This window comes from Pseudomonas entomophila (genome assembly GCF_018417595.1).
In the GTDB taxonomy this organism is placed as follows: domain Bacteria; phylum Pseudomonadota; class Gammaproteobacteria; order Pseudomonadales; family Pseudomonadaceae; genus Aquipseudomonas; species Aquipseudomonas entomophila_C.
Window position 1 is genome coordinate 5,581,570 of sequence record NZ_CP070982.1, and the last position, 24,568, is coordinate 5,606,137.

The 24,568-nt window shown below is 64.3% G+C and carries 24 protein-coding genes and 1 tRNA gene; 15 read left to right on the forward strand and 10 right to left on the reverse strand.

Features of this window, described 5'->3' with window-relative positions; genetic code table 11:
- Window positions 1–206 precede the first annotated feature (206 nt).
- Complete coding sequence (locus tag JYG34_RS24420; RefSeq protein ID WP_213658715.1) at window positions 207–608, forward strand: lysozyme inhibitor LprI family protein; 402 nt, start codon at window positions 207–209, stop codon at window positions 606–608.
- Between the two features lie 116 nt (window positions 609–724).
- On the opposite strand, the gene JYG34_RS24425 is transcribed toward JYG34_RS24420, so the two are convergent.
- Together JYG34_RS24425 and JYG34_RS24430 are read right to left on the reverse strand one after the other, a co-directional pair.
- Window positions 725–1,819, reverse strand: a complete 1,095-nt coding sequence (locus JYG34_RS24425) for a metallophosphoesterase family protein (RefSeq protein WP_213658716.1) — start codon at window positions 1,817–1,819, stop codon at window positions 725–727.
- Between the two features lie 76 nt (window positions 1,820–1,895).
- Entirely contained in the window at window positions 1,896–2,846 is a 951-nt protein-coding gene (locus tag JYG34_RS24430) for a GlxA family transcriptional regulator (RefSeq protein WP_213658717.1), read from the reverse strand.
- A 145-nt stretch (window positions 2,847–2,991) separates the two neighbouring features.
- Here JYG34_RS24430 and choX point away from each other — a divergent pair, with 145 nt between their 5' ends.
- The 5 genes from choX to JYG34_RS24455 all read left to right on the forward strand — a co-directional run bounded on the left by choX (window position 2,992) and on the right by JYG34_RS24455 (window position 7,128).
- Entirely contained in the window at window positions 2,992–3,936 is a 945-nt protein-coding gene (choX, locus tag JYG34_RS24435; RefSeq protein ID WP_213658718.1) for a choline ABC transporter substrate-binding protein, read from the forward strand.
- Window positions 3,937–4,047: 111 nt separating this feature from the next.
- On the forward strand, window positions 4,048–4,932 hold the full coding sequence (locus JYG34_RS24440) for a 3-keto-5-aminohexanoate cleavage protein (protein WP_213658719.1): 885 nt from the start codon (window positions 4,048–4,050) through the stop codon (window positions 4,930–4,932).
- A gap of 127 nt (window positions 4,933–5,059) precedes the next feature.
- Window positions 5,060–6,025, forward strand: a complete 966-nt coding sequence (locus tag JYG34_RS24445; RefSeq protein WP_213658720.1) for an L-carnitine dehydrogenase — start codon at window positions 5,060–5,062, stop codon at window positions 6,023–6,025.
- A gap of 10 nt (window positions 6,026–6,035) precedes the next feature.
- Window positions 6,036–6,506 carry a thioesterase family protein gene (locus JYG34_RS24450; protein WP_213658721.1) on the forward strand — a complete coding sequence of 157 codons (471 nt, stop codon included), beginning with the start codon at window positions 6,036–6,038 and terminating at the stop codon, window positions 6,504–6,506.
- A gap of 364 nt (window positions 6,507–6,870) precedes the next feature.
- The gene (locus JYG34_RS24455) at window positions 6,871–7,128 is read left to right on the forward strand and encodes a hypothetical protein (RefSeq protein ID WP_213658722.1); all 258 of its coding nucleotides are present in this window, start codon (window positions 6,871–6,873) and stop codon (window positions 7,126–7,128) included.
- Window positions 7,129–7,246: 118 nt separating this feature from the next.
- Here JYG34_RS24455 and JYG34_RS24460 read toward each other — a convergent pair whose 3' ends face one another.
- Together JYG34_RS24460 and JYG34_RS24465 are read right to left on the reverse strand one after the other, a co-directional pair.
- Entirely contained in the window at window positions 7,247–8,353 is a 1,107-nt protein-coding gene (locus JYG34_RS24460; protein ID WP_011536172.1) for a GlxA family transcriptional regulator, read from the reverse strand.
- Window positions 8,354–8,742: 389 nt separating this feature from the next.
- Entirely contained in the window at window positions 8,743–10,119 is a 1,377-nt protein-coding gene (locus JYG34_RS24465; RefSeq protein WP_213658723.1) for an L-serine ammonia-lyase, read from the reverse strand.
- A gap of 443 nt (window positions 10,120–10,562) precedes the next feature.
- Here JYG34_RS24465 and JYG34_RS24470 point away from each other — a divergent pair, with 443 nt between their 5' ends.
- The 3 genes from JYG34_RS24470 to choV all read left to right on the forward strand — a co-directional run bounded on the left by JYG34_RS24470 (window position 10,563) and on the right by choV (window position 13,615).
- Entirely contained in the window at window positions 10,563–11,510 is a 948-nt protein-coding gene (locus tag JYG34_RS24470) for a choline ABC transporter substrate-binding protein (RefSeq protein ID WP_213658724.1), read from the forward strand.
- A gap of 81 nt (window positions 11,511–11,591) precedes the next feature.
- Window positions 11,592–12,440, forward strand: a complete 849-nt coding sequence (gene choW / locus JYG34_RS24475) for a choline ABC transporter permease subunit (protein ID WP_193383931.1) — start codon at window positions 11,592–11,594, stop codon at window positions 12,438–12,440.
- Window positions 12,437–13,615: a choline ABC transporter ATP-binding protein gene (gene choV / locus JYG34_RS24480; RefSeq protein WP_213658725.1), complete on the forward strand. Its 1,179-nt coding sequence runs from the start codon at window positions 12,437–12,439 to the stop codon at window positions 13,613–13,615. Before choW ends, choV begins: the two co-directional genes overlap by 4 nt.
- A 115-nt stretch (window positions 13,616–13,730) precedes the next feature.
- Here choV and hisF read toward each other — a convergent pair whose 3' ends face one another.
- From hisF to JYG34_RS24510, 6 genes are all read right to left on the reverse strand, one after another.
- Window positions 13,731–14,501: an imidazole glycerol phosphate synthase subunit HisF gene (gene hisF / locus JYG34_RS24485; RefSeq protein WP_011536177.1), complete on the reverse strand. Its 771-nt coding sequence runs from the start codon at window positions 14,499–14,501 to the stop codon at window positions 13,731–13,733.
- A 9-nt stretch (window positions 14,502–14,510) separates the two neighbouring features.
- Complete coding sequence (hisA, locus tag JYG34_RS24490) at window positions 14,511–15,248, reverse strand: 1-(5-phosphoribosyl)-5-[(5-phosphoribosylamino)methylideneamino]imidazole-4-carboxamide isomerase (RefSeq protein WP_213658726.1); 738 nt, start codon at window positions 15,246–15,248, stop codon at window positions 14,511–14,513.
- 27 nt (window positions 15,249–15,275) lie between these two features.
- The gene (locus tag JYG34_RS24495) at window positions 15,276–15,536 is read right to left on the reverse strand and encodes a DUF2164 domain-containing protein (RefSeq protein WP_213658727.1); all 261 of its coding nucleotides are present in this window, start codon (window positions 15,534–15,536) and stop codon (window positions 15,276–15,278) included.
- On the reverse strand, window positions 15,537–16,175 hold the full coding sequence (hisH, locus tag JYG34_RS24500; RefSeq protein ID WP_213658728.1) for an imidazole glycerol phosphate synthase subunit HisH: 639 nt from the start codon (window positions 16,173–16,175) through the stop codon (window positions 15,537–15,539).
- Window positions 16,176–16,769 carry an imidazoleglycerol-phosphate dehydratase HisB gene (gene hisB, locus JYG34_RS24505; RefSeq protein WP_011536181.1) on the reverse strand — a complete coding sequence of 198 codons (594 nt, stop codon included), beginning with the start codon at window positions 16,767–16,769 and terminating at the stop codon, window positions 16,176–16,178.
- A 200-nt stretch (window positions 16,770–16,969) separates the two neighbouring features.
- A complete protein-coding gene (locus JYG34_RS24510; RefSeq protein WP_213658729.1) occupies window positions 16,970–18,628 on the reverse strand; it encodes an OFA family MFS transporter in 1,659 nt (552 codons plus the stop codon).
- 372 nt (window positions 18,629–19,000) lie between these two features.
- Here JYG34_RS24510 and JYG34_RS24515 point away from each other — a divergent pair, with 372 nt between their 5' ends.
- The 6 genes from JYG34_RS24515 (at window position 19,001) to JYG34_RS24540 (ending at window position 24,507) form a co-directional block, all read left to right on the forward strand.
- Window positions 19,001–21,250 carry an AsmA family protein gene (locus JYG34_RS24515; protein ID WP_213658730.1) on the forward strand — a complete coding sequence of 750 codons (2,250 nt, stop codon included), beginning with the start codon at window positions 19,001–19,003 and terminating at the stop codon, window positions 21,248–21,250.
- Window positions 21,247–22,314, forward strand: a complete 1,068-nt coding sequence (mutY, locus tag JYG34_RS24520; protein ID WP_213658731.1) for an A/G-specific adenine glycosylase — start codon at window positions 21,247–21,249, stop codon at window positions 22,312–22,314. Before JYG34_RS24515 ends, mutY begins: the two co-directional genes overlap by 4 nt.
- Window positions 22,311–22,583, forward strand: a complete 273-nt coding sequence (locus JYG34_RS24525) for an oxidative damage protection protein (protein WP_011536185.1) — start codon at window positions 22,311–22,313, stop codon at window positions 22,581–22,583. Before mutY ends, JYG34_RS24525 begins: the two co-directional genes overlap by 4 nt.
- A gap of 90 nt (window positions 22,584–22,673) precedes the next feature.
- A tRNA-Phe gene (locus tag JYG34_RS24530) sits at window positions 22,674–22,749 on the forward strand.
- Window positions 22,750–22,924: 175 nt separating this feature from the next.
- Window positions 22,925–23,926, forward strand: a complete 1,002-nt coding sequence (ppk2, locus tag JYG34_RS24535) for a polyphosphate kinase 2 (RefSeq protein WP_249746198.1) — start codon at window positions 22,925–22,927, stop codon at window positions 23,924–23,926.
- Window positions 23,927–24,063: 137 nt separating this feature from the next.
- Entirely contained in the window at window positions 24,064–24,507 is a 444-nt protein-coding gene (locus JYG34_RS24540) for a hypothetical protein (protein ID WP_213658732.1), read from the forward strand.
- Window positions 24,508–24,568 lie beyond the last annotated feature (61 nt).

Genomic DNA, 24,568 nt, shown 5'->3' on the forward strand with positions numbered 1-24,568 from the left:
TGCGCCCCGATGCAAAAACGACAGGGGGTTTGCCGAAAGCGTCAATGGCCGCCCCGGCGCGCTCTGGCACGGTGCTCGGTGATGAGAGCCAGTCTCGACAACCGGGGTTTGTAAGGCTTTGATGAACTTTTTGTCAGGGAGCTATCGCCGCTGCCGCCGGCTGAGCGAGAATCCTGCGATTCGTCAGCCTGATCGGGAGAAAACGGATGAAATCAATGGCATGGCTGGTTCTGCTGGCTGTCGCGTGCGGCGCTCAGGCCGCCGAGGAAGAAAGCACACCCTGCGACAACGTCGAGAGCGACCAGCAAGGCTATGCGTGCGCCGCCTACAACAAGCAGACCGCCGAGCGGGAGCTGAAGTCGGCCTACGACGACCTGATCCAGCGCATCCGCGACCAGTACGCGGACGAGAGCGACAAGGCGGCCGCCCTGAGTTCGAAGATGGAAGCCGCGGAAAAACTCTGGGCCCAGTTGCGCGACGCCGACTGCAAGGTCGAGACCTATGCCGAGAAGCCCGGCAGCAAGGCCTTCGAGGCGGCGTGGAACACCTGTGTGGCGCAGCGTAGCGATGAACGCTCGGAGTATCTGCAGTCGATCGGCCAGCAGTAAGGCGTCACGCCAACATCCCGTAGGAGCCAGCCTTGCTGGCGAACCAAACGCTGCGGTGGATGGCACCGGCCATGCCGGTGTTCGCCGGCAAGGCCGGCTCCTGCAGGGGGAAGCGATCAGGCCGCTGACGGTTTCAGCTCAACCACATGGGTCTTGTTGAAGTGCCCATCCATGCTCACCTCATCGACCAATAGCTGCTGCGCTGGCCAATCGAAAGTCAAACGCAGGTAGGTGCCCGCGTTCAATGCCCCTGTCTTGAAGTTAGGCACACTGCCGAAGCCTTGATGGTACTTGCCGACGTTCCAGTGGGTATGGCCAGAGAACACCGCCACCACGCCATGCTTCTCCAGCAGTTGGGGAAATGCGTCGTAACGAATGTCCATGTCCTGCCACTCCGAGTCCTTGTGCATGTTGACGATCACCGTCTCGCCCTGGGCCTGAGCCTCCTCCAACTGCCGCGCCAGCCAGTCCAGCGAGCGGTTGATGGCAAAATGGCGCTTGGGCTTGAATGACCAGCCTCCCCCCGTACTCCACTGCCGCTCATAGGTCGGTTCGTTGTTCAACTGAATGATGCGCACACGGCCCACTGTGACCGAATAGGACAGCGACCCCTCATGCGTGTCGTTCTCATACCGGTAATCGAAGGCGTTGACCGGCCCGAGGGCCTTGACCCAGGCAATGTGGTCGCAAACGGCATCACGGGCGCAGCCATTGTTGCCGCAGTCGTTCACATTGTTGTCATAGTCATGGTTGCCCAACCCGGGCAGCATCAACGGCCCGCCCACGCCAGCCGCCATCTTGCGGAACATCTTCTGCACGGCGCGGCGCTCGTCGCCATGGCCAAACTCGGTGATATCGCCATTGATCACCACCGGCACGTGGTAGGGCTCGTCACGCTCGCGGGCGATCGCCTCGTAGACCGGAGCGGTCTTGTGCCAGCCAGCCGAGTCGACCTCCTCCTGATACTCGTCGAAACGCTGGCTCATGTAGCGGAACCCTTGCGAATCCGAAGCGATGATCATCTTCTGTCGGCCTTGCGGGTACTCGGCCAAGTGGTTCCAGCCGGAACGGTGGTAATCCCCGTAGGTGTCGGTGGTGGTGTCTTCGCAGCCAGCCACGGCAGCGTTGGCCGAACCAGCCGGCATCACCAGCGACGATGCCAGCACCAGTGCGGGCAACAACGCGCTTGAGTTAGGTAGTGTAAGAAACATCCAGGCAATCCTCGTGCAATGAGTGGACTGCCTACGCTAGACATAAACATTGCCAACAATAATCAGGAAGCAAGTCCTACTGAGACGCTGCGTTCGCCTGACGATCCTGGCGCGGACAGCGCTCGAAGCGCGCCCGGTAGCAGCGGGTGAAATACGAAGCCGACTCGAAGCCGCAGGCCACGCCCACCTCCAGCACGCTCATGTCGGTCTGGCGCAACAGTTGCCGGGCCTTGTCCAGGCGCAACCTCAGATAGAAGCCGCTGGGCGTGTCGTCCAGGTGCAGGCGGAACAAGCGCTCCAACTGGCGCCGGGTGACCTGCACCGCGTCGGCCAGCACCTGGGTGTTCAACGGCAGCTCGGTGTTGCGCTCCATCGCGCCGATCACCTTGACCAGCTTCTTGTTGCGCAGCCCGTAGCGCGTGGCGATCTGCATGCGCTGGTGGTCCTGGCGCGGACGAATGCGCCCGAGCACGAACTGCTCCGACACCTGCACCGCCAGCTCGCTGCCATGGGCCTGGGCGATAAGGTCGAGCATCAGGTCGATGGACGCGGTACCGCCCGCGCAAGTGATGCGCCGACGGTCGATCTCGAACAGCTCCTGGGTGGCCTGCAAGCGTGGATAGCGCTCCTTGAACGCCTCCAGCGCCTCCCAGTGCAAGGTGGCGCGGTGGCCGTCGAGCAGGCCGGCTTCGGCGAGCACCATGGCGCCGGTGTCGATACCACCGAGCACCACGCCTTCATAATCGAAGCGACGCAAATGCTGCTGCAGTACCGGCCCATGACAGGCCAGCGGCTCGAAGCCGGCGACCACCAGCAGCAGCCGGGGATGCTCACCCTCGCCCAGCACGCCATCGGCATTCACCGACATGCCATTGCTCGCTTGCACCGCGCCGCCGTCCAGGCTGAGCACGCGCCAGCGATACAGCGGGCCACGAAAGCGATTGGCCACCCGCAGCGGCTCGATGGCGCAGATGAAACCCATGGCCGAGAAGCCCGGCAGCAGCAGGAAATCGATAGTCTCGGGCATTGCTCGCTCCACAGTGAAAGTGGTCGCCTCCGTGCAAGTCTTGGTCGCCAGGGTGCGATTTTCCACCCCGCTGCCAGCGTAGCTTGTTCACACGGCCCGCAGAGGCCGGCACCCATAAAAAACGCACTGCCGATGGAGAGCCACCATGCAACGCTTTATCCGCCGCAGCCTGTTGTCCCTCGCACTCAGCACCACCCTCGCCACACCACTGTTTGCCGCCGAACCCACCGCCTGCAAGGACGTGCGCCTGGGCGTGGTCAACTGGACCGACGTGATCGCCACCAGCGCCATGGCCCAGGTGCTGCTCGACGGCCTGGGCTACCAGACCAAGCAGACCAGCGCCTCGCAGCAGATCATCTTCGCCGGCATCCGCGACAAGCGCCTGGACCTGTTCCTGGGTTACTGGAACCCGATCATGACCCAGACCATCACCCCGTTCATCCAGGCCAACCAGGTCAAGGTGCTCGACAAGCCCAGCCTGGAAGACGCCCGCGCCACCCTCGCCGTCCCCAGATACCTCGCCGACAAGGGCCTGAAGACCTTCGCCGACATCCACAAGTTCGAGAAGGAGCTCGGCGGCAAGCTCTACGGCATCGAGCCGGGCTCGGGTGCCAACACCCAGATCAAGGCGATGATCGCCAAGAACCAGTTCGACCTGGGCAAGTTCCAGCTGGTCGAGTCGAGCGAGGCCGGCATGCTCGCCGCCGTCGACCGCGCGGTGCGACGCAAGGAGGCGGTGGTGTTCTTTGGCTGGGCGCCGCACCCGATGAACGTGAACATCGACATGGTCTACCTCGGCGACAGCCAGGACGCTCTCGGCCCGGACGAGGGCCGCGCCACGGTGTGGACGGTGACCGCGCCGGACTATGCCGAACGCTGCCCCAATGCCAGTCGCCTGCTGGCCAACCTGAGCTTCAGCGCCGAGGACGAGAGCCGGATGATGCAGCCGCTGCTCGACCACAAGGACGCCCTGGAGTCCGCCCGCCAGTGGCTCAAGGACCACCCCGAGGACAAGGCCCGCTGGCTTGAAGGGGTAACGACCTTCGACGGCAAACCCGCCGCGGACAACCTCAAGCTCACCGCCAACTGACAGATCGCATCGCGGAAGAATCCGCTCCTACACCGCCCAGGAGGCAACACGCCTGCTGTAGGAGCGGATTCATCCGCGAAAAGCCCACAAACGATTCCACAAGGAACCACCATGAACCACGACGTCATCATCACCTGCGCCCTCACCGGCGCCGGCGACACGGTCGCCAAGAGCCACCTGGTCCCGGTCACCCCGAAACAGATCGCCGAATCCGCCGTCGAGGCCGCCAAGGCCGGCGCCACTGTGGTCCACTGTCACGTCCGCGACCCGCAGACCGGCCGCTTCAGCCGCGACGTGAACCTCTACCGCGAAGTGATGGAGCGCATCCGCGAAGCCGACGTGGACATCATCGTCAACCTCACCGCCGGCATGGGTGGCGACCTGGAGATCGGCGCGGGCGAGTCGCCGATGGCGTTCGGCCCTGGCACCGACCTGATCGGCCCGCTGGAGCGTCTGGCCCACGTCGAGGCATTGCTGCCGGAAATCTGCACCCTCGACTGCGGCACGCTCAACTTCGGCGACGGCAACGCCATCTACGTCTCCACCCCCGCCCAGCTGCGTGCCGGCGCCAAACGCATCACCGAGCTTGGCGTGAAGGCCGAGCTGGAAATCTTCGACACCGGCCACCTGTGGTTCGCCAAGCAGATGATCAAGGAAGGCCTGCTGGACGACCCGCTGTTCCAGCTGTGCCTGGGCATCCCCTGGGGCGCGCCGGCCGACACCACCACCATGAAGGCCATGGTCGACAACCTGCCCGCCGACGTGACCTGGGCCGGTTTCGGCATCGGCCGCATGCAGATGCCCATGGCCGCCCAGGCGGTGCTGCTGGGTGGCAACGTGCGGGTGGGGCTGGAAGACAACCTCTACCTGGACCGCGGCGTGCTGGCCAGCAACGGCCAGTTGGTCGAACGGGCGGCGCAAATCATCACCCGCATGGGCGCCCGCGTGCTCACCCCGGCCGAAGGCCGGGAAAAGATGAACCTCAAGCGCCGCTGAAACACGCCTGTACAGCGTCCTGTGAGAGCGGGTTTACCCGCGAATCAGACGGCGCTGTGGGTGGCGGGTAAACCCGCTCCCACAGGGCCTGCGCCCAAGTCATGAATTTTTCCAGTGAGAGCCTGACATGCCTTTCATCACCGACATCAAGACCTTCGCCGCCCTGGGTAGCGGCGTGATCGGCAGCGGCTGGGTCGCTCGCGCCCTGGCCCACGGCCTGGACGTGATCGCCTGGGACCCGGCGCCCGGCGCCGAAGCAGCCCTGCGCAAACGCATCGCCAACGCCTGGCCAGCCTTGCAGAAACAGGGCCTGGCTCCCGGCGCCTCGCAGGGCCGCCTGACCTTCGTCGCCACCATCGAGGAGTGCGTGCGCGACGCCGACTTCATCCAGGAAAGCGCCCCCGAACGCCTGGACCTCAAGCTCGACCTGCACGCGAAGATCAGCGCCGCCGCCAAGCCAGACGCAATCATCGCTTCCAGCACCTCGGGCCTGCTGCCCAGCGAGTTCTACGAGTCCGCCACGCACCCCGAACGCTGCGTGGTCGGCCACCCGTTCAACCCGGTATACCTGCTGCCACTGGTGGAAATCGTCGGCGGCCGCAACACCAGCCCCGACGCCATCGAAGCGGCGAAGACCCTCTACACCGCGCTGGGCATGCGCCCGCTGCACGTGCGCAAGGAAGTCCCCGGTTTCATCGCCGACCGCCTGCTCGAAGCGCTGTGGCGCGAAGCCTTGCACCTGGTCAACGACGGGGTGGCCAGCACCGGCGAGATCGACGACGCGATCCGCTTCGGCGCGGGCTTGCGCTGGTCGTTCATGGGCACCTTCCTCACCTACACGCTCGCGGGTGGCGACGCCGGCATGCGCCACTTCATGGCCCAGTTCGGCCCGGCGCTGAAGCTGCCCTGGACCTACCTGCCGGCGCCGGAGCTGACCGACAAACTGATCGACGATGTGGTGCAGGGCACCTCGGAACAACTGGGTGAACGTAGCATCGCCGCCCTGGAACGCTATCGTGATGACACCCTGCTGGCAGTACTGGAAGCGGTACGCAACAGCAAGGCCAGCCATGGCATGGCTTTCGGCGACTGAGGAGAACCCGATGCCCGCTCTGATCACCTACCGAACCCCCGTCCAGGAGGACTGGGTGGACTACAACGGGCATCTGCGCGATGCCTACTACCTGCTGATCTTCAGCTACGCCACCGATGCGCTGATGGAGCGTATCGGCCTGGATGCCGACGCCCGTGGGCAGACAGGGCACTCGCTGTTCACCCTGGAGGCGCACATCAACTACCTGCACGAGGTGAAGCTCGGTAGCGAGGTGTGGGTGCAGACGCAGATCATCGGTTTCGACCGCAAGCGCCTGCACCTGTACCACAGCCTGCACCGGGCGGGGTTCGACGAGGCGCTGGCGGCCAGTGAGCAGATGCTGTTGCATGTGGACCTGGCGGGGCCGAGGTCGGCGCCGTTTGGGGAGCGTAGTAGCGGACTGCTGCATGCCATAGCCGATGAGCAGCGCAACCTGCCGAAGCCCGAGTTCGCCGGGCGTGTCATGGCCCTGCCGGCATAACACCGAACAGTTGCGCCCTCTTCGCGGGTGAACCCGCTCCCACAGGTACACCACTGCCCTCAACAGCGGTGGCGTACCTGTGGGAGCGGGCTTGCCCGCGAAGAGGCCAGTACAGGCAAAAAACAACCCCGGAAAGCCGTGAGCATCCGGGGCCAAGAGCGAGCAACATCCACTGTGCATGAAGTGAGGGTGACCAAGCCCTCTGTGCCGTGAATGACTTCAGTGTGCGGCCTTCCTTCCCCGGCGATTTAGCCGTAAACGACCTGTTCTTAGCCAAAGCGGCCATCGCGACAATCTATCCTTGCCGCGCTGGTGTGGCGGACACAGAATCGATCGCAAACAACAGCGGCAAAGGACAACAGTCATGATGCATGCGGACTTGATCGACCAGGACGACCTGCTGGGCCAGTTGCGCTCACGGGGTTTCGACATTCCGGCCGGCGCCAGCGCCGAGCAGGCCTGCGAGGTAGTGATACGCGGGCTGACCGAGCCCAATGCCCGCGCCCTGAAGGGCATGGTGGAGCAGATGTACACCGGCAGCGCGACCATTCTCCCAGCCGTGCGCCAGGCCATCGACAAGCAGTTGCTGCCGGCGTTGGCGCAGTACAGCAAGCGCGCCTGACGTCCAATTTTCATTGGCCGCTTCGCGGGTAAACCCGCTCCCACAGGTGCTGCATCGCTCTTGAAGAGGGTGCAGTACCTGCGGGAGCGGGTTCACCCGCGAAAAAAGCGACGCGGCGTCAGAGCCTGACGCTGGCAAAGGTCGACTCGTTGCGCGCCTGGCTCAGTGCCGCCATCGGCCCGCTGTGCGGCGACAGGGCCATGGCCTGCGGGATCGGCATCATCGCCACCTGCTGCGTGGTGTTCGAACCCACGCGCTCGTCACGCGGCGGAATGCCGAAGTACTCGCGGTAGCACTTGGAGAAGTGCGGCGTGGAAACGAAGCCGCACACCGACGCCACCTCGATGATCGACATCGGCGTCTGCTTGAGCAGCTGCCGCGCGCGGATCAGGCGCAACTTGAGGTAGTAGCGCGACGGCGAGCAGTGCAGGTACTTCTGGAACAGGCGCTCGAGCTGGCGCCGCGACACCGCCACGTAAACCGCCAGTTCGTCCAGGTCGATCGGCTCTTCCAGGTTCGCTTCCATCAACGCAACGATTTCCTGCAGCTTCGGCTGGTTGGTGCCCAGCATGTGCTTGAGCGGCACGCGCTGGTGATCCTGCTCGTTGCGGATACGCTCGTAGACGAACATCTCGGAGATTGCCGCCGACAACTCGCGACCATGATCGCGGCTGATCAGGTGCAGCATCATGTCCAGCGGCGCGGTGCCGCCGGAACTGGTGAAACGGTTGCGGTCGAGGGTGAACAGGCGGGTGCTCATGTTCACCCGCGGGTAGGCTTCCTGCATCGCCGCCAGGCATTCCCAGTGCACGCTGCAATCGAAACCGTCGAGCAGCCCGGCACAGGCCAGCGCCCAGCTGCCGGTGCACACCGCGCCCAGGCGACGCGATTGGCGGGCCTGGGCCTGCAGCCAGGTGACGTGTTCACGGGTGACGGTGCGCTGGATGCCCACGCCACCGCAGACGATCACGGTGTCCATGGGCGGAGCATTGTGCATGGCGGCATCGGGGGTGATCTGCAAACCATCGCTGGCCCACACCTGGCCACCGTCGACGGTCAGCGTGTGCCAGCGGTACAGCTCGCGGCCAGACAGCTGGTTGGCCATGCGCAGCGGTTCGACGGCCGACGCCAGGGAGATCAGGGTGAAGTTGTCCAGCAGGAGAAAGCCGATGGACTGGGGTGCTGTGCGGTTCTGGGTTGGGGTCCCGGAGGTGTACGACGTCATCGCGATTTCTCCTCACACAATGCAGGGTGTGCCTCAGGCGAGCACTGTTCTTGTAGTGGCCCCGTTTCGTATGCAGGGGCTTTGCCAATCCCGACGCAAATGGCATGCCGGAAATTGAACGCTCATCCAATAAAACCTAAAAGCGACGTTGGCATGCGCCTTCCAGCAGGGTCAGGAAGGAGCGTAGCCCTAAACGCAAATCGGCGCGCCAGCGCCATTGCGTGTCACGGCTGAGCAGTTCGGTAGCACTTGTGGGAAGGATGCCCAGATGCGACAGATTTGAGTGTCACCGACAATGACCCTGCTGGTAACGACAGGCGACGGCCGGTAGATGACAGCCGTTGCGCCAGAATGTGGCGCAACGGTCAGGCGTGGGCAAAAACGGCGCATCAGCACTCGATGACGCTGACCGCCAGACCTCCACGCGAGGTTTCCTTGTACTTGTCGTGCATGTCGGCGCCGGTGTCGCGCATGGTACGGATCACCTGGTCGAGGGAGATGAAATGCTCGCCGTCGCCGCGCAAGGCCATCTGCACCGCGTTGATCGCCTTCACCGCGGCGATGGCGTTGCGCTCGATGCACGGCACCTGGACCAGGCCGCCGACCGGGTCGCAGGTCAACCCCAGGTTGTGCTCCAGGGCGATCTCGGCGGCGTTCTCCAATTGTGGCGGCGTGGCACCCAGCACTTCGGCCAGGCCCGCCGCGGCCATGGCGCAGGCCGAACCGACTTCGCCCTGGCAACCGACCTCGGCGCCGGAGATCGATGCGTTCTTCTTGCACAGGATGCCCACCGCCGCCGCGCCCAGGAAGAAATCCACCACGTTGGATTCGTCCACCACATCGGAGAAACGCATGTAGTAGTGCAGCACTGCCGGAATGATCCCTGCGGCGCCGTTGGTGGGTGCAGTGACCATGCGCCCACCAGCGGCGTTCTCTTCGTTCACGGCCAGGGCGTACAGGTTGACCCATTCCATGGCGCTCATGGTCGAGCCAATCACATTGGGCTTGCCCAGTTCCTGCAGGCTGCGGTGCAGCTTGGCGGCGCGGCGGCGCACATTGAGCCCGCCGGGCAGGATCCCTTCGTGCTTGAGGCCGTTGTCCACGCACTCCTGCATGGCCTGCCAGAGCTTGATCAGGCCGCTGCGGATCTCGGCCTCGCTGCGCCAGACCTTTTCGTTCGCCATCATCAATTGCGACACACTCAGGTCGTTTTGCTTGCACAGGCGCAGCAGCTCGGCGGCACTGTCGAAATCGTAGGGCAACACCGTCTGGTCGGCATCCAGCACGCCGCTGGCGGCCTGGGCGGCATCGACCACGAAGCCGCCGCCCACCGAATAGAACGTGTCACGGTGCAGCTCGCCACCCTCGCCTTCGGCGATCAGGGTCATGGCGTTGGGGTGGTACGGCAGGTTCTCGTCCAGCAGCAGCATGTCGCGGGCCCAGACGAACTCGATGGGCAGCCGGCTATCGAGCTGCAACACGTTGGTTTCGCGCAGGTCGGCGATGCGCGGGGTGATCTGGCTGGGGTCGATCGCGTCCGGCCACTCGCCCATCAACCCCATGATCGTGGCGTTGTCGGTGCCATGGCCGACACCGGTGGCCGACAACGAGCCGTAGAGCCGCACCTCGACGCGCCGCACCTGTTCCAGCTCGCCGCGCTCACGCAGCCCCTGGACGAACAGCGCGCCAGCACGCATGGGGCCGACGGTGTGGGAGCTGGAAGGCCCGACACCGATCTTGAACAGGTCGAACACGCTGATGGCCATGGCCGATTCACCTCTTGATGGGCTTGTCTCACGGCGCCGAACACCGCCTTGCACAACTGCTAGGCTGAAGTTCGAGCCGCCTTGGAATGCTCGCATCATCGGGCTTTTGCCCACCCCCTCGCCGTCTGCAACCGACGTACTTTTGCCCAGCAGCGCCGCCGCTGAACCGGCCCTGCGTGCGCCGTTTTCCAGCGCCCGGGCGCCGTAAAAACCGAGGCGTGGGGGTGGAAAAATCCAGTTGCGACATCGTCCATACTGGATGCGACCCGTCCTGTACTGGATACGACGCCACCAGTAGGCGATTGCCGAACGCTGGAGGATTATCGAAAGCGACTCGTATTGCACGGCCTCGCATCCTGCCCTCTGCAGGCCTGGTCGACCGGAGCCCTGAGAACGCCCGGCGACCCACGCGAACCCGAAGATAAAATCACAGGAGTCCATCCATGAAAGGTAAACCCTCGCTGTTGCTGGTCGCGTTGCTGTCCGCCCCGCTGCTGGCCCAGGCCGCAGAGCCCGAACAGTGTCAGACGGTACGTTTCTCGGACGTCGGCTGGACCGACATCACCGTGACCACCGCCATGACCAGCGTCGTGCTCGAAGCCCTGGGCTACAAGACCCACACCAACATGATCTCGGTCCCGGTAACTTACAAGTCGCTGGCCGGGGGCAAGGACCTCGACGTCTTCCTCGGCAACTGGATGCCGACCATGGAAAACGACATCAAGCAGTACCGTGACGCCGGCACTGTCGAGACCGTGCGCGCCAACCTGGAGAACGCCAAATACACCCTGGCCGTGCCCCAGGCACTGTACGACAAAGGGCTGAAAGACTTCGCCGACATCGTCAAGTTCAAGGACGCGCTGGGCGGCAAGATCTACGGCATCGAACCAGGCAACGACGGCAACCGCACCATCCAGAGCATGATCGACAAGGACGCCTTCGGCCTGAAGAGCGCCGGCTTCAAGCTGGTGCAGTCCAGCGAGGCGGGCATGCTGTCGCAGGTCGACCGCTCGCAGAAACGCGGCGAGGCGGTGGTGTTCCTGGGCTGGGAACCGCACCCGATGAACAAGCGTTTCGCCATGAAGTACCTCACCGGCGGCGACGAGTTCTTTGGCCCCGATTTCGGCAAGGCCACCGTGCTCACCAACACCCGCAAGGGCTATGCGCAGGAATGCAGCAACGTCGGGCAACTGCTGAAGAATCTGTCGTTCACCCTCGACATGGAAAGCGAGCTCATGGGCAATGTCCTGGACGACAAGATGAAAGCCGATGCCGCCGCCAAGGCGTGGCTGAAGAAAAACCCGCAAGTGCTCGACACCTGGCTGGCAGGTGTGACCACCGTGGATGGCAAACCCGGCCTTGAGGCGGCCAAGGCCAAGCTGACGCAATAACGCAAGACGCAATGGCAACACCGCGGGGCGGGACCGTGCCCGCCCCGGACTGATTTCAATCTTTGCAGGTGGAAGCTCGCTATCATGCTTATCGATCAGAAAATACCCTTGGGGCAGTACATCGCCTCATTCGTCGAATGGTTGACCCAGAACGGCGCCAGCTACTTCGACGCTATCGCCCAGGGCCTGGAGTTCATGATCCATGGCGTCACCAGCGCCCTGACCTGGTTCAACCCGTTCGTGCTCATCGCCCTGTTCGCCGCCCTGGCGCACCTGATCCAGCGCAAGTGGGCCCTCACCGTCTTTGTCGCCCTGTCGTTCCTGCTCATCCTCAACCTGGGCTACTGGCAGGAAACCATGGAAACCCTGGCGCAGGTGACCTTCGCCACGGTGGTCTGCGTGGTCATCGGCGTACCGCTGGGCATCGCAGCCGCGCACAAACCGATGTTCTACACCGCCATGCGCCCGGTGCTCGACCTGATGCAGACCGTGCCCACCTTCGTCTACCTGATCCCCACGCTCACGCTATTCGGCCTGGGCGTGGTGCCGGGGCTGATCTCCACCGTGGTGTTCGCCATCGCCGCGCCCATCCGCCTGACATACCTCGGCATCTGCGACGTGCCGCAAGAGCTGCTCGACGCCGGCAAGGCCTTCGGCTGCTCGCGCCGCCAGTTGCTGACCCGCATCGAACTGCCCCACGCCATGCCGAGCATCGCCGCCGGCATTACACAATGCATCATGCTGTCGCTGTCGATGGTGGTGATCGCCGCCCTGGTGGGCGCCGACGGCCTGGGCAAACCCGTGGTCAACGCACTGAACACCGCCGATATCTCCCTGGGCTTCGAAGCGGGCCTGGCGATCGTGCTGCTGGCGATCATGCTCGACCGAATCTGCAAGCAACCGGAACTGCCGGTAAGGGGTGAGGCATGAGCATCATTCGTTTCGAAGACGTCGACGTCATCTTCTCCAGCAAGCCGCGCGAAGCGCTGTCTCTGCTCGACCAGGGCAAGACCCGCGAACAGATTCTCAAGCAGACGGGCCTGGTGGTCGGCGTCGAGAAAGCCAACCTGGACATCAACAAGGGCGAGATCTGCGTGCTGATGGGCCTGTCCGGCTCCGGCAAGTCCAGCCTGTTGCGTTGCATCAACGGCCTGAACACCGTCAGCCGCGGCAAGCTGTTCGTCGAGCATGAAGGCAAGCACATCGATATTGCCCACTGCACCCCGGCCGAGCTGAAGATGATGCGCACCAAGCGCATCGCCATGGTGTTCCAGAAGTTCGCCCTGATGCCCTGGCTGACCGTGCGCGAGAACATCAGCTTCGGCCTGGAGATGCAGGGCCGCCCGGAGAAGGAACGGCGCAAGCTGGTCGACGAGAAACTCGAGCTGGTGGGCCTGACCCAATGGCGCAACAAGAAGCCCGACGAGCTCTCGGGCGGCATGCAACAGCGCGTGGGCCTGGCCCGGGCGCTGGCGATGGACGCCGACATCCTGCTGATGGACGAGCCGTTCTCGGCCCTCGACCCACTGATCCGCCAGGGCCTGCAGGACGAACTGCTGGCCCTGCAGAGCAAGCTGAGCAAGACCATCGTGTTCGTTAGCCACGACCTGGACGAGGCCCTGAAGCTGGGCAGCCGCATCGCGATCATGAAGGACGGGCGGATCATCCAGTACAGCAAGCCGGAAGACATCGTGCTCAACCCGGCCGACGAGTACGTGCGCACCTTCGTCGCCCACACCAACCCGCTCAACGTGCTGTGCGGCCGCAGCCTGATGCGCAGCCTGGACAACTGCAGGCGGGTCAACGGCTCGGTGTGCCTGGACCCGGGTATCGATTCCTGGCTGGACCTGGGCGAAGGCAACTCGATCAAGCGCGCCCGCCAGGGCCAGAACGGGCTGGACATGCAGAACTGGGCACCGGGGCAGGACGTCGAGCTGCTGGAGCGCAGGCCCACCGTGGTGCACGCCGACATCGGCATGCGCGAGGCGCTGCGGATTCGTTACCAGACCGGCAACAAGCTGGTGTTGCAGGATAACGACAAGGTGGTGGGGATTCTCGGGGATACCGAGCTGTATCACGCGTTGCTCGGCAAGAATCACGGGTGATGCACTGGGGCCGCTTTGCGGCCCATCGCGGCTGAAGCCGCTCCTACAGGGGGCACGCGCCTTCTGTAGGAGCGGCTTCAGCCGCGATGGGCTGCAAAGCAGCCCCAATCATGGTTCAGCGTACGACAATCCCACGCGAAGCCATGTAGGCCTTCGCTTCCGGCACCGTGTACTCACCGAAGTGGAAGATGCTCGCCGCCAGTACCGCGCTGGCATGCCCTTCCAAAATCCCGTCCGCCAGGTGCTGCAGGTTGCCCACGCCACCGGAGGCAATCACCGGGATCCCCAGCGCATCGCTGATCGCCCGGGTTACCCCCAGGTCGAAACCGTTCTTCATGCCATCCTGGTCCATGCTGGTGAGCAGGATTTCACCAGCCCCCAACCCTTCCATCTTCTTCGCCCACTCCACCGCATCCAGCCCGGTGGGCTTGCGCCCGCCATGGGTGAAGATCTCCCAGCGCGGCGCTTCGCCCGGGCCGGAGACTTTCTTCGCGTCGATGGCTACCACGATGCACTGCGAACCGAAACGGTCCGCCGCCTCGCCCACGAACTCCGGGTTGAACACCGCAGCGGTGTTGATCGACACCTTGTCGGCACCGGCATTGAGCAGGTTGCGGATGTCCTGCACGGTGCGCACGCCACCGCCCACGGTCAGTGGGATGAACACCTGGCTGGCCATGCGCTCGACGGTATGCAGGGTGGTGTCACGGCCATCGACGCTGGCGGTGATGTCGAGGAAGGTGATCTCGTCCGCGCCCTGCTCGTTGTAGCGACGGGCGATCTCCACCGGGTCGCCGGCATCGCGGATGTTCTCGAACTTGACGCCCTTGACCACCCGGCCGTTGTCCACGTCCAGGCAAGGGATGATGCGCTTGGCCAGTGCCATGGTCGTTCCTCAGCCTTGGTAGTTGTCGCAGAAGGCCTGGGCCTCGGCGACATCGAGGGTGCCTTCGTAGATGGCGCGGCCGGTGATGGCGCCGATGATGCCAGGGGCTTTCGCCTCCAGCAGGGCCTTGATGTCACCCAGGTTGTGGATGCCGCCCGAGGCGATCACCGGGATCGAAGTGGCTTCGGCCAGGGCTTTGGTGAAGGGCACGTTGCAGCCCTGCATCATGCCGTCCTTGGCGATGTCGGTGTAGACGATCGCCGAGACGCCATCGGCCTCGAAACGCTTGGCCAGGTCGATGACCTGCACCGAGCTCACCTCGGCCCAGCCATCGGTGGCGACGAAGCCGTCTTTCGCATCCAGGCCGACGATGACCCGGCCCGGGAAGGCTTTGCACGCTTCGGCGACGAACGCCGGCTGCTTGACCGCCTTGGTGCCGATGATCACGTGGCTGACGCCCGCCTTGACGTAGTGCTCGATGGTTTCCAGCGAACGGATGCCGCCGCCGATCTGGATCGGCAGGTTCGGGTAGCGCTTGGCGATGGCGGTGACCACTTCACCGTTGACCGGCTGGCCTTCGAAGGCGCCGTTCAGGTCGACCAGGTGCAGGCGGCGGCAGCCACCCTCGACCCATTTGGCGGCCATGCTCACCGGGTCGTCGGAGAATACGGTGGAGTCTTCCATGCGGCCTTGGCGCAAACGTACGCAGGCACCGTCCTTGAGATCGATAGCGGGGATAATCAGCATCTTGATGACCTGTCTTGTTCGTTGAGTTCAGGGCTTCTCGAGCGCCCACAGGTCGCTTTCGATGCTCTCGAACCGCTCCTTGAGGTGCAGCTGAACATCGGCAATCGCCCTGTTGTAGTAATACGGAGCCACTTCCCTGGAAAACAGCTCGAGGACCTCGGCCACCTCGAACGACCCCAGCTCCAGCTCGAAACGGTCTTCGAGGAAGCGCTTGAGCTTGTCGAGCGCCTCGCGCTCCTGCTCAGGGGCCAGCGTGATGATCGGGGCCTTGGTCTTCGATCGGCTCATTTACCAGCGCCCATCCCAGGCGACGAAGTTCTGCAGCAGTTGCAGGCCGTGGGTGTGGCTCTTTTCCGGGTGGAACTGCACGGCGAAGCGCGAACCGTCGGCCAGCGCGGCGGCGAAGTCGACGCCATAGTGACCACGACCGACCACCTGGCCTTGCTTGCCGGCATTGATGTAGTAGCTGTGCACGAAGTAGAAGCGTGCGCGATCAGGGATGTCATGCCACAGCGGGTGGTCGATGGTCTGACTGACCTCGTTCCAGCCCATGTGCGGCACTTTCAGGTGCTCGCCCTCTTCCTTCAGGTCTTTACCGAAGAAGCGCACCTGGCCGGGGAACAAACCGATGCAGTCGACGCCATCGTTCTCTTCGCTGTGGTCGAGCAGCGCCTGCATACCCACGCAGATGCCCAGGAACGGGCGGTCCTGGCTGACTTCGCGCACCAGGCTGTCGAAGCCCAGGCGGCGGATTTCGGCCATGCAGTCGCGGATCGCGCCGACGCCCGGGAACACCACGCGGTCGGCCTCACGAATCACCGCAGCGTCGCTGGTGACCAGCACCTTGCCGGCACCCACGTGCTCCAGGGCCTTGGCCACCGAGTGCAGGTTGCCCATGCCATAGTCGATTACAGCTACCGTCTGCATTTACAGGCACCCTTTGGTGGAAGGCATCTGCCCGGCCATGCGCTCGTCCTGCTCGATGGCCATGCGCAGCGCGCGGCCAAAGGCCTTGAACACGGTCTCGATCTGGTGGTGGGTGTTGTGGCCACGCAGGTTGTCGATGTGCAGGGTCACCAGGGCGTGGTTGACGAAGCCTTGGAAGAACTCCTGGAACAGGTCGACATCGAAGCCACCTACCGATGCGCGGGTGTAGGGCACGTGCATCTGCAAGCCCGGGCGGCCGGAGAAGTCGATGACCACCCGCGACAGGGCTTCGTCCAGCGGCACATAGGCGTGGCCGTAGCGGTAGATGCCTTTCTTGTCGCCAATGGCCTGGGCGAAAGCCTGGCCGAGGGTGATACCGACGTCTTCGACGGTGTGATGGTCATCGATATGCAGGTCGCCCTTGCACTCGATGTCCAGATCGATCAGCCCATGCCGGGCGATCTGGTCGAGCATGTGTTCAAGGAAAGGCACACCGATATCGAATCGGGCCTTGCCGCTGCCATCGAGGTTGATCGAGCACTTGACCTGGGTTTCCAGGGTATTGCGCTCGACGGAAGCCTTACGTTCGACCATCACCAGCTCCGCAAAATCATTGGGCGAAAAGGGTTCCATTATAGGCCCAGAATGCGCCGGCTTGAAACGCGGATGACATATGGCGGAGCAAGCAATTACGGGGGCTGGACAGGTCTACAGGTCTATACAACCGCCCCCCGTGGGGCTGCTTTGCAGCCTTGTGCCGCGAAAGGGGCGCATAGCGCCCCCGTCGATCTCAATCAATGAAACAACACTGCCGTCTTCTGCAGGGTAATCCACACCCCCCAGGCCAGCGGAATCACCACCACGGCCCAGGCCAGCAGCACCAGCGGCAGGCTGCCCGGCGCCGCATGCCATTCCAGCGCACGCGCAGAGTCCGCGCCCTTGTCGTGGCTCAAGGCCCGCTCGGCAGCCAATTCGGCATCGGTCATGAAGTACTTGTCCGCCACCGGCCGCACCAGCATGTTGCAAATGAAGCCCAGCACCAGCAGGCCGGCCAGGATGTACAGGGTCATGTCGTAGGCTGCGGCCCGCTCGACGCCCGCCGCCAGCTGCGCCTCGCGCAGGTAGGTGATCAACACCGGCCCCAGCACGCCGGCCGCCGCCCAGGCAGTCAGCAGACGACCGTGAATGGCACCGACCATCTGCGTACCGAACAGGTCGGCCAGGTACGCCGGCACGGTGGCGAAGCCGCCGCCGTACATCGACAGGATGATGCAGAACGCGGCCACGAACAGCGCCACGTTGCCGATATGCCCCATGTTCGGCACCAGGCTGTACAGCCCCACGCCCAGAGCGAAGAAGGCGAAGTAGGTGTTCTTGCGTCCGATGTAGTCGGAGAACGAAGCCCAGAAGAAACGCCCACCGATGTTGAACAGGCTGAGCAGGCCGGTAAAGCCTGCGGCGATGGCGGCGATCTGCGCCAGTTGCGCGGCGTTCAGCTCGCTGAAGGTCAGCTCGTTGCCCAGCAGCTTGCCGGCAAACACCTCCTGCAGCAGCGGCGACGCCATACCCAGGATACCGATACCCGCCGAGACGTTCAGGCACAGCACCAGCCACACCAACGCGAACTGCGGCGTCTTCCAGGCCACGCTGACATGCACGTGACGGTCGGTGACCATGGCATTGGCTTTCTTCGCCGGCGCGGTCCAGCCTTCAGGCTTCCAGCCGGTCGGCGGCACCCGGTACGCCAGGGCGCCGGCGGTCATGAACACGAAGTAGATCGCGGCCATGGCCACGAAGCTCTGCCACACACCCACCTCGGTCGGGCTGGAGAAATGCCCCATCAGCGCGGTGGCCAGCGGCGCGCCCACCATGGCACCCCCGCCAAAGCCCATGATCGCCATGCCGGTGGCCATGCCGCGCTTGTCCGGGAACCACTTGATCAGCGTCGACACCGGCGAGATGTAACCCAACCCCAGGCCGATCCCCCCGATCACCCCCGACCCCAGCCACATCAGCCACAGCTGGTGGGTCTTCACGCCGATCGCCGAGATCAGCAGGCCGCCGCACCAGCACAGCGCCGACACCAGGCCGGCCTTGCGTGGGCCGGCGTGTTCCAGCCAACCGCCGAGCACCGCGGCCGAGCAACCGAGGAACACGAAGAACAGGGTGTAGATCCAGCTGAGCATGGAGATCGGCCAGTCGCACTCGGCGCTGAACAGGCGGGCGACGAAGCCCATGTCCGCGGCGCAGGCCACCGGTGCACTGACACCCAGGGCCTGGGACAGCGGCAGCCAGAACACCGAGAAACCATAGGCCATGCCGATGCACAGGTGGATGGCCAGGGCCGCCGGCGGTACCAGCCAGCGGTTGAAGCCCGGGCGGGCGATGATGCGCTCCTTCGACAGGAAGCCCGGCGTGCTCGCCGCCGCTCCCGCCGTGATACTGCTGTTCATGGATTGTTCCTTTTTTGTAGGTGGGCGGTGCACGCGCAGGGCTCTGTACGGTTGCACGCAAGGCAACCCGGCCGCTTCGGGCGACAACCCCGCGACAATGGGTCGCGGGGGCTCCACGGGCGGCGCAAGATTACCAGCAGCCAGTGACATGAAAGCAATCTGATATCGTGTTTTTTTCGCCAGCTGAAACGGTATTTCTCAGGGCGTATCGTCTGGTTCGCCGGCAAGCCGGCTCCTGCGAGCTTTGGCAGGAGCCGGCTTGCCGGCGAACAGGCCAGCGCACGCACTGTCGAAACGTCGAATGCGCAGAGCCAGGCGACACGGCGCTATACTCGCCGCTGAATTTCACTTTCGGACTACAAGGATTCGCCCATGAAAGCGTTCGGCAAAATCCTGGGGCTGGGGCTGCTCGGGTTGTTGCTGATCATCGTGGCGCTGGGCTTCGCCCTGACCCACCTCTTCGATCCCAACGACTACAAAGACGAGATCCGCCAGCTGGCCCGCGACAAGGCCCATGTGGAGCTCACGCTCAACGGCGACATCGGCTGGAGCCTGTTCCCCTGGCTGGGCCTTGAGCTGCACGAGGCGAGCATCGCCACGCTGAACAACCCCAAGGTGCCGTTCGCCGACCTGCAGATGCTCGGCCTGTCGGTACGCGTACTGCCCTTGTTGCGCCGCGAAGTGCAGATGAGCGATGTACGCGTCGAGGGGTTGAACCTGACCCTGACCCGTGACGCCAATGGCCACGGCAACTGGGAAGACATCGGCAAACCACTGCCTGACGCGACGCCCGCCAATGCACCTGCCGCCACCCCGGGCGAGGCATCGGCCAACCCACCTGCCAAGCCCGAAGCCAGCGAGCGCATGGTCAAGCTCGATATCGACAGCCTGACCGTCAACAACGCCCGGGTGCTGTACACCGACGAGAAGGCCGGCCAGAGCTACGGTGCCGAAAGCATCCAGCTGAGCACCGGCGCCGTGCACGAAGGCATCAACATTCCGCTCAAGGCCAGCGCCTTCCTCAGTGCCAGTCAACCGAACATCAAGGCACGCACCGAACTGACCGGCGAACTGCGCTTCGACCGCAAGCTCAAGCGCTACAACCTCGAAGACATGCGCCTGTCCGGCGAAACCTCGGGCGAGCCGCTGGCCGGCAAGACCCTGACCTTCGTCGCCCAGGGCCAGGTGCTGGTGGACCTGGCCGCCAACGTCGCCTCATGGAGCGGCCTGAAAGTCTCGGCCAACCAACTGCGCGCCCTCGGCGAGCTGAACGTGCGTGACCTGGACAAGGCGCCGCAGGTCAGCGGCGGGCTGTCCATCGCCCAATTCGACCTGCGTACCTTCCTCGACGGCATCGGCCACCCACTGCCGGCCACCGCCGACCCGGCCGCGTTCAAGAAGCTGGAGCTGGTGACCCGCCTCGACGGCACCCGCGACAGCCTGGCGCTGGAAGACCTGGCGGTGAAACTGGACGACAGCACCTTCACCGGCCGCGTGGCCGTGGAAGACTTCGCCAAGCAAGCCCTGCGCGTACGCCTGAAGGCCGACAAGTTCGACGCCGACCGCTACTTGCCAGCCAAGAGCGACGAGGCCAAGGGCGCCACCGCGGCGCGCCAGGCCGAAGTGAAACAGCAGGAAGCCAGCGCCGTCGCCGGTGCAGGCACCACCCCGCTGCCCAACGCCCCGACGCAGCAGGCCTGGAGCAACGACAAGCTGCTGCCGGTGGACCGCTTGCGCGCCCTCGACCTGCAGGCCGACCTGTCCTTCGGCGCCCTGGTGCTGGACAAGCTGCCCATCAGCGACGCCCAGCTCACGGCCACCGGCCAAGGCGGCCTGGTCACCCTGCAGACCCTGCGCGGCGGCCTGTACGATGGCAGCTTCGAAGCCAAGGGCACGGTCGACGTGCGCCCCGCCGTGCCGCAGATCGGTGTGAACACCAAGATCAATCGCGTACCGGTGGAGCACTTCATCAAGCGCGAAGGCCCCGACCAGGCGCCGCCCGTCAAAGGCCTGCTGACCCTGAACAGCGACCTGACCGCCACCGGCAACAGCCAGAAGGCGCTGGTCGAAACCCTCAACGGCAACGCCAGCTTCACCATCAACGACGGCGTGCTGGTCAACGCCAACCTGGAACAGCAGCTGTGCCAGGCCATCGCCACCCTCAACCGCAAGCAGCTCAGCGGCGAGGCCCGGGGCAAGGACACGCCGTTCCAGGAACTGCGCGGCAGCCTGGTGATCCGCAACGGCGTGGCCAGCAACCCAGACCTCAAGGCGCGCATCCCGGGCCTGACCGTCAACGGCAATGGCGACCTCGACCTGCGCGTGCTGGGCATGGACTACAACGTCGGCATCGTCGTCGAAGGCGACCAGCGCGCCATGCCCGACCCGGCCTGCCAGGTCAACGAGCGCTTTGCCGGTATCGAAGTGCCGCTGCGCTGCCGTGGCCCGCTGGAACTGGGCGCCAAGGCCTGCCGCCTGGACCAGGACGGCCTGGGCAAGGTTGCCGCGAAGCTGGCCGGCAACCGCCTGAAGGACAAGATCGATGAAAAACTCGAAGAAAAACTCGGAGACAAAGTGAGCCCGGAACTCAAAGATGCGCTCAAGGGGCTGTTCAAGCGATGACACCCCAGCAGTTCTCCAGCGCCGTGCTGGAGTGGTATGACCAGCACGGCCGCCACGACCTGCCCTGGCAACAGGGCATCACCCCGTACCGGGTGTGGGTCTCTGAAATCATGCTGCAGCAGACGCAAGTCAGCACCGTGCTCAACTACTTCGACCGCTTCATGCAGGCCCTGCCCACCGTGCAGGCCCTGGCCGAGGCGCCGGAGGACGAGGTGCTGCACCTGTGGACGGGCCTGGGCTACTACACCCGCGCCCGCAACCTGCAAAAGGCCGCGAAGATCGTCGTCGCGCAACATGGCGGCGAGTTCCCGCGCAGCGTCGAGCAGCTCACCGAGCTGCCCGGCATCGGCCGCTCCACCGCAGGCGCCATCGCCAGCATCAGCATGGGCATCCGCGCGCCGATCCTCGACGGCAACGTCAAGCGCGTGCTGGCCCGCTTTACCGCGCAGGCCGGCTACCCCGGTGAGCCCAAGGTGGCCAATCAGCTATGGGCCACCGCCGAGCGCGTGACCCCGATGACCCGGGTCAACCACTTCACCCAGGCGATGATGGACATGGGCGCCACGCTGTGCACCCGCAGCAAGCCCAGCTGCCTGATCTGCCCATTGCAGCGCGGCTGCGAAGCGCACCTGCACGGCGAAGAGACCCGCTACCCCGAGCCCAAGCCGCGCAAGGCCCTACCCCAACGCAAGACCCTGATGCCGCTGCTGACCAACCCCGAAGGCGCGATCCTGCTCTACCGCCGGCCCTCCACGGGCCTGTGGGGCGGTTTGTGGAGCCTGCCGGAGCTGGACAACCTCGCGCAGCTCGACGACCTCGCCTACCAGCACGGCCTGCGCCTGGCCGGCAGCCAGGCACTCGCAGGCTTGACCCACACCTTCAGCCATTTCCAGCTGGCCATCGAGCCCTGGCTGGTGCGTGTCGACCCCGTCGGGCCGCACGTGGCCGAGCCCGACTGGCTCTGGTATAACCTCGCCACCCCGCCGCGCCTAGGCCTCGCCGCCCCGGTCAAGAAGCTGCTGCAACGCGCGGCCGACGAACTGATTGCAGGAGAAAAACCATGACCCGCACCGTGAAGTGCCGCAAGTACAACGAAGAACTCCCCGGCCTGGACCGCCCACCGTACCCGGGCGCCAAGGGCCAGGACATCTTCGAGCACATCTCGCAGAAAGCCTGGAAGGAGTGGCAGGACCACCAGACCATGCTGATCAACGAGAAGCGCCTGAACATGATGAATGCCGAGGACCGCAAATTCATCCAGGCCGAGATGGACAAGTTCTTCGCCGGCGAGGACTACGCCCAGGCCGAAGGCTACGTTCCGCCCTCGAATTGACCCCGGAAAACGTAAGCGACGGAATTAATTTAAATTTTTTCAAAAAAGTCGTTGACGATCGGTTCGGAAATCTATTTAATGCACCTCGTCGCCCAGATAGCTCAGTCGGTAGAGCAGAGGATTGAAAATCCTCGTGTCGGCGGTTCGACTCCGTCTCTGGGCACCACCTTCAAGCTTCTGGTGGTTGCAAAGTTACCCGAAGCGACACAAGAAACCCGCCTAGTGCGGGTTTTTTGTTGCCTGTGTTTTTTCGTTCCGACCTGTTGATTGATATCAAGAAGCCACCCATCGCTACCCCCTAGCATGCCGAGTGGAAAATCGAATCGATCGAAAGGACCGCCATGAGCGACGAATCCCCCTTGCTGCTCCCCTCGCCCGCTGAAGCCGTAGCCCCCATCGCTCAGCCAGCCATCCGTGCCCGCCGCCCCCGCTCCCGCAAACCTGCCAGCAAACCGGAAACCATCACCCAGGTCAGCCAGCAGCCTGCGGCCCTGGAAGTGGCCAACGCCCGCAAAGGCAGCAGCGAGGACAGTACCTCGGCGCGCCTGCCGGCCAGCTACCCGTACCGCACGCGCATGCGCCGCCAGGACTACGAAAAGGCCAAGCACGACCTGCAGATCGAGCTGCTGAAAGTGCAGAACTGGGTGAAGGAAACCGGCCAGCGCATCGTGGTGCTGTTCGAAGGCCGCGACGCCGCTGGCAAGGGCGGCACCATCAAGCGCTTCATGGAACACCTGAACCCGCGCGGCGCGCGCATCGTCGCCCTGGAGAAGCCCTCCGAGCAGGAGAAGGGCCAGTGGTACTTCCAGCGCTATGTCCAGCACCTGCCCACGGCCGGTGAAATGGTGTTCTTCGACCGCTCCTGGTACAACCGCGCCGGGGTCGAGAAGGTCATGGACTTCTGCTCGCCCCTGCAGTACCTGGAGTTCATGCGCCAGGCGCCGGACCTCGAGCGCATGCTGTGCAACAGCGGTATCCTGCTGTTCAAGTTCTGGTTCTCGGTGAACCGCGAGGAGCAGTTGCGCCGCTTCATTTCCCGCCGCGACGACCCGCTCAAGCACTGGAAGCTCTCGCCCATCGACATCAAGTCGCTGGACAAGTGGGAGGACTACACCGCCGCCAAGGAGGCGATGTTCTTCCATACCGACACCGCCGACGCGCCATGGACGGTGATCAAGTCGGATGACAAGAAGCGGGCGCGGATCAACTGCATCCGTTACTTCCTGCATTCGCTGGATTACCCGGGCAAGGACCTGCGCGTGGCACATGCGCCGGACCCGCTACTGGTAGGCCGGGCCTCACGGGGGTTCGAGGAAGACGAACCGGCACCAGGCCCCCTGTAGGAGCCAGCCTTGCTGGCGAACAGTCCACCAGCAAATACATGGGCCCTGTTCGCCAGCAAGGATCACCGAAACCCTTGGGTTTCCCGGGCAACTACGCTTCAATACGCGCCTTTACCAGACACCCCAAGGATCCACCCATGGCCACCAACACCAAACAACAGAAACGCGCCAAGCGCGCCGCCGCCAAGGCCAAGCAGAACCGCATGGTGCGCAGCGGCCAGGCGGTCAAGGCCAGCGCCGGCGACAGCGCCAGCGTCGAGCAGGTGTTCAACAAGGCCATGGAATCGGGCAGCTACAACAGCCTGTTCGAAAAGATGAAGGAAGCCCAGGAAAACGGCCTGGTGCCGATGATCTCGGTGTTCCTGGTCGATCCGCTGCTGGCACTGGTGCTCAAAGGCCACAAGGAAGAGCATTCCACCGACTACATCGTCATGGTCTTCACCGCCTACCGCAAATGGCTCGACGGCACCGACGAGGACGCGACCATGGCCTGGCTGGAGAGCGATGAGTTCCAGGACGCCTATGTCACCGCTTCCGAGGTGGTCGCCAAGCAGCAGCAACAGCAGAAGCAGTTCGGCTGACCTTTCGGGCCCTGTTCGCCGGCAAGCCGGCTCCTACTCGCCCCTTGCCGGCAAAAGGGGC

Bases quoted from the DNA above. Each gene is read 5' to 3' on its own strand.
- JYG34_RS24420 (WP_213658715.1), top strand. From the start codon at position 207: ATGAAATCAATGGCATGGCTGGTTCTGCTGGCTGTCGCGTGCGGCGCT.
- JYG34_RS24425 (WP_213658716.1), bottom strand. From the start codon at position 1,819: ATGTTTCTTACACTACCTAACTCAAGCGCGTTGTTGCCCGCACTGGTG.
- JYG34_RS24430 (WP_213658717.1), bottom strand. From the start codon at position 2,846: ATGCCCGAGACTATCGATTTCCTGCTGCTGCCGGGCTTCTCGGCCATG.
- choX (WP_213658718.1), top strand. From the start codon at position 2,992: ATGCAACGCTTTATCCGCCGCAGCCTGTTGTCCCTCGCACTCAGCACC.
- JYG34_RS24440 (WP_213658719.1), top strand. From the start codon at position 4,048: ATGAACCACGACGTCATCATCACCTGCGCCCTCACCGGCGCCGGCGAC.
- JYG34_RS24445 (WP_213658720.1), top strand. From the start codon at position 5,060: ATGCCTTTCATCACCGACATCAAGACCTTCGCCGCCCTGGGTAGCGGC.
- JYG34_RS24450 (WP_213658721.1), top strand. From the start codon at position 6,036: ATGCCCGCTCTGATCACCTACCGAACCCCCGTCCAGGAGGACTGGGTG.
- JYG34_RS24455 (WP_213658722.1), top strand. From the start codon at position 6,871: ATGATGCATGCGGACTTGATCGACCAGGACGACCTGCTGGGCCAGTTG.
- JYG34_RS24460 (WP_011536172.1), bottom strand. From the start codon at position 8,353: ATGACGTCGTACACCTCCGGGACCCCAACCCAGAACCGCACAGCACCC.
- JYG34_RS24465 (WP_213658723.1), bottom strand. From the start codon at position 10,119: ATGGCCATCAGCGTGTTCGACCTGTTCAAGATCGGTGTCGGGCCTTCC.
- JYG34_RS24470 (WP_213658724.1), top strand. From the start codon at position 10,563: ATGAAAGGTAAACCCTCGCTGTTGCTGGTCGCGTTGCTGTCCGCCCCG.
- choV (WP_213658725.1), top strand. From the start codon at position 12,437: ATGAGCATCATTCGTTTCGAAGACGTCGACGTCATCTTCTCCAGCAAG.
- hisF (WP_011536177.1), bottom strand. From the start codon at position 14,501: ATGGCACTGGCCAAGCGCATCATCCCTTGCCTGGACGTGGACAACGGC.
- hisA (WP_213658726.1), bottom strand. From the start codon at position 15,248: ATGCTGATTATCCCCGCTATCGATCTCAAGGACGGTGCCTGCGTACGT.
- JYG34_RS24495 (WP_213658727.1), bottom strand. From the start codon at position 15,536: ATGAGCCGATCGAAGACCAAGGCCCCGATCATCACGCTGGCCCCTGAG.
- hisH (WP_213658728.1), bottom strand. From the start codon at position 16,175: ATGCAGACGGTAGCTGTAATCGACTATGGCATGGGCAACCTGCACTCG.
- hisB (WP_011536181.1), bottom strand. From the start codon at position 16,769: ATGGTCGAACGTAAGGCTTCCGTCGAGCGCAATACCCTGGAAACCCAG.
- JYG34_RS24510 (WP_213658729.1), bottom strand. From the start codon at position 18,628: ATGAACAGCAGTATCACGGCGGGAGCGGCGGCGAGCACGCCGGGCTTC.
- JYG34_RS24515 (WP_213658730.1), top strand. From the start codon at position 19,001: ATGAAAGCGTTCGGCAAAATCCTGGGGCTGGGGCTGCTCGGGTTGTTG.
- mutY (WP_213658731.1), top strand. From the start codon at position 21,247: ATGACACCCCAGCAGTTCTCCAGCGCCGTGCTGGAGTGGTATGACCAG.
- JYG34_RS24525 (WP_011536185.1), top strand. From the start codon at position 22,311: ATGACCCGCACCGTGAAGTGCCGCAAGTACAACGAAGAACTCCCCGGC.
- ppk2 (WP_249746198.1), top strand. From the start codon at position 22,925: ATGAGCGACGAATCCCCCTTGCTGCTCCCCTCGCCCGCTGAAGCCGTA.
- JYG34_RS24540 (WP_213658732.1), top strand. From the start codon at position 24,064: ATGGCCACCAACACCAAACAACAGAAACGCGCCAAGCGCGCCGCCGCC.